At 38.4% G+C, this 2,193-nt stretch carries 2 protein-coding genes; one reads left to right on the top strand and one right to left on the bottom strand.

The features are described from left to right. Window positions 1-208: 208 nt before the first annotated feature. The gene (locus LC653_RS45810) at window positions 209-1,606 is read right to left on the bottom strand and encodes an IS4 family transposase (protein WP_229501838.1); all 1,398 of its coding nucleotides are present in this window, start codon (window positions 1,604-1,606) and stop codon (window positions 209-211) included. Between the two features lie 126 nt (window positions 1,607-1,732). Here LC653_RS45810 and LC653_RS45815 point away from each other — a divergent pair, with 126 nt between their 5' ends. Continuing rightward, a complete protein-coding gene (locus LC653_RS45815; protein ID WP_229501839.1) occupies window positions 1,733-2,107 on the top strand; it encodes a hypothetical protein in 375 nt (124 codons plus the stop codon). Window positions 2,108-2,193: the final 86 nt, after the last annotated feature.

The following is a 2,193-nucleotide window of genomic DNA, read 5'->3' on the forward strand; positions in this document are numbered from 1 at the left end:
CAATACTGCTCGGTTAAGGGAAAATAGGTAGTGGAGTAAAGAATTATTTGTTCGCGTAACATACACGAGAACAAGCGCTGCTAAAAAGGTTGCTTATACCTGAAGGCACTCTCAAAAAAAATTAATTGTCAATTGCTCAGAATATTTAAAACTTATTGAACTATAAATTGAGGATGAACAATTTATTGCATCTCCTAAATGGATGTATTTAACTTGCTTTTTGGAAAATTTCAAAGGATAGTTGTTGTCGGAGAGTACTATTATTTCTATGACTTCGTTTTTTACTCTTATACTTTGAGCGAGTTTTCTTGACTACTCTCGGATTAGTTCTGCCTTGCGGTGGTGGGATTTTTAAATCTAATATTTCGGAAATTAACCACGATATATATATGTTAAGATTAGTTGAATTATCTATGTTCTGTTGAAACTGGGGAATGGCACGTCGAATCACTCGTAAACTTCCAGTAAAACTTAAACTTAAAGGTGAAATTCCGGCTATAGTTGCACTTTTAAACATAGTTGCACGTATGCAATAATGTCCTAATAACCAGCCATAAATTTCTTGGACTACTTCACGAGGGTTTTTAGAACGGATAGTAGTTTTCCGACCATTAAGATGAACTTTTAACTCATCCAAAGTACTCTCTGCTGACCAGCGATGGTGATACTCACGAGCGAGAAGTAAAGCAGGAAAAGTCTTAATATCCATCAAATCTGTAATCAGACGATAAACTTTTTCTGCCCCATTTTCTTCAACAATATATTCAATTAAGCGGATAGGAATTCGGGTCGCGCCCTTTTTTTTTGACTGACCATCAGGCGCAATCCACGATATATAAGAACCATCATCTAAAACTTTAACAACCTCAAATTTTACATGAGATGGTACGCGACCAAGAATATGGCTTTTTTGTTTGATTGCCGCATTAACCATCTTAAAGGAGTGTAAGCCCCTGTCCCACATTAATAACATACCAGGTTCAATACTTCGTAGTAGTTTTAAAGCACCCTTTCTCTCACCAATTCGATAGGGACTAATGAATGCATCAGTAATTAAATGAGTACCTGCTTCTACTAAAAAGACTAATCTGGCTTTAGGAAATGCTGGATATGTACCAGGACGCGAACCTGGATAGCCAAATACTCTAGCATTTTCTCTTGTGTCAGGAACGTCCATTACTGTTCCATCTACTGCCATTATTCTCAGTCCTCCTAAAAAAGCACCTGGTGTCAACAGCGTTGCTAATGGTTTAGCAACCATCTCAAATAAACGAGTCATTACAGATGCTCCGGTTCGTTGCCGTGCTTCAGTAATTGATGAAGAAGTTGGTGTTTTAAAACGTATTAATTCCGGTATGCGTAAACTGGCCAAACCATGAATTAGATTTTTGAACACTGATACAACAGAGTCTGATGACCAAAAACTCATGGCTATTACCAAAGCCACAATTACATGAGTCGGAAGTATTCGTTGTCGTTGCTCAACAGAAGAAGTACTGATAATTGCCTTCGTTATAGTCTGAGATGGAATTACTTGATCGATTGCCAGAAGTAATTGGCTTGGGGTAACGTAGGGCTGTTGAACCTCAAAGTTAACAAGTGACATTAACAGGACGGTACTTACGTTTAGTTTTGGCTGTAAAATAATATAAACTAAATTCGGGCTTGTTCTCGAACTGAATACGCGAACACTGCGACCCCCTTAATCACCATAAGCACTGGGATTTGCCAGATGGTTGACTCTGACATTATTTCTAGAGCCGAACTCATACAACAAGCCATTGCGACGTTACAACTCTCTATTCAACAAATTCAGACTTCGGGGGAAGTTGCACCACCTGGTTGTTGCGTTTTGCGTTACCAAGCACGCGGGAAAAAGGCAACTTACTGGTACTACAAATTACACGCGACTCAACCAATTTTTCCAACTCAACAACCCAATAAATTGAGTAAATATAAACATTTAGGCAAGGCGGGAAGTCCTGCTCATATTCATGCCGTCATCTCCGTTGCTAGAAGAACCCAAATCGATTACTTAGAATCATGTATTGATTCTCTTCGACAAAACTGGGTTGACTTATACGACAGTCTTAAAGAGAAAAAGTAAGTCTCATTATTTTGTTCGCGAAACTTATCCGCGAACACATTTTTCTTTGTTTTACCCTCTATTCCTCCTTAACCGAGCAGTATTGA

The sequence above is a fragment of the Nostoc mirabile CHAB5784 genome (assembly GCF_020829645.1).
Lineage (GTDB): Bacteria > Cyanobacteriota > Cyanobacteriia > Cyanobacteriales > Nostocaceae > Nostoc > Nostoc mirabile.

Coding starts and splice junctions, on each gene's coding strand:
- LC653_RS45815 (WP_229501839.1), top strand. CDS start 1,733: ATGGTTGACTCTGACATTATTTCTAGAGCCGAACTCATACAACAAGCC.
- LC653_RS45810 (WP_229501838.1), bottom strand. CDS start 1,606: ATGTCACTTGTTAACTTTGAGGTTCAACAGCCCTACGTTACCCCAAGC.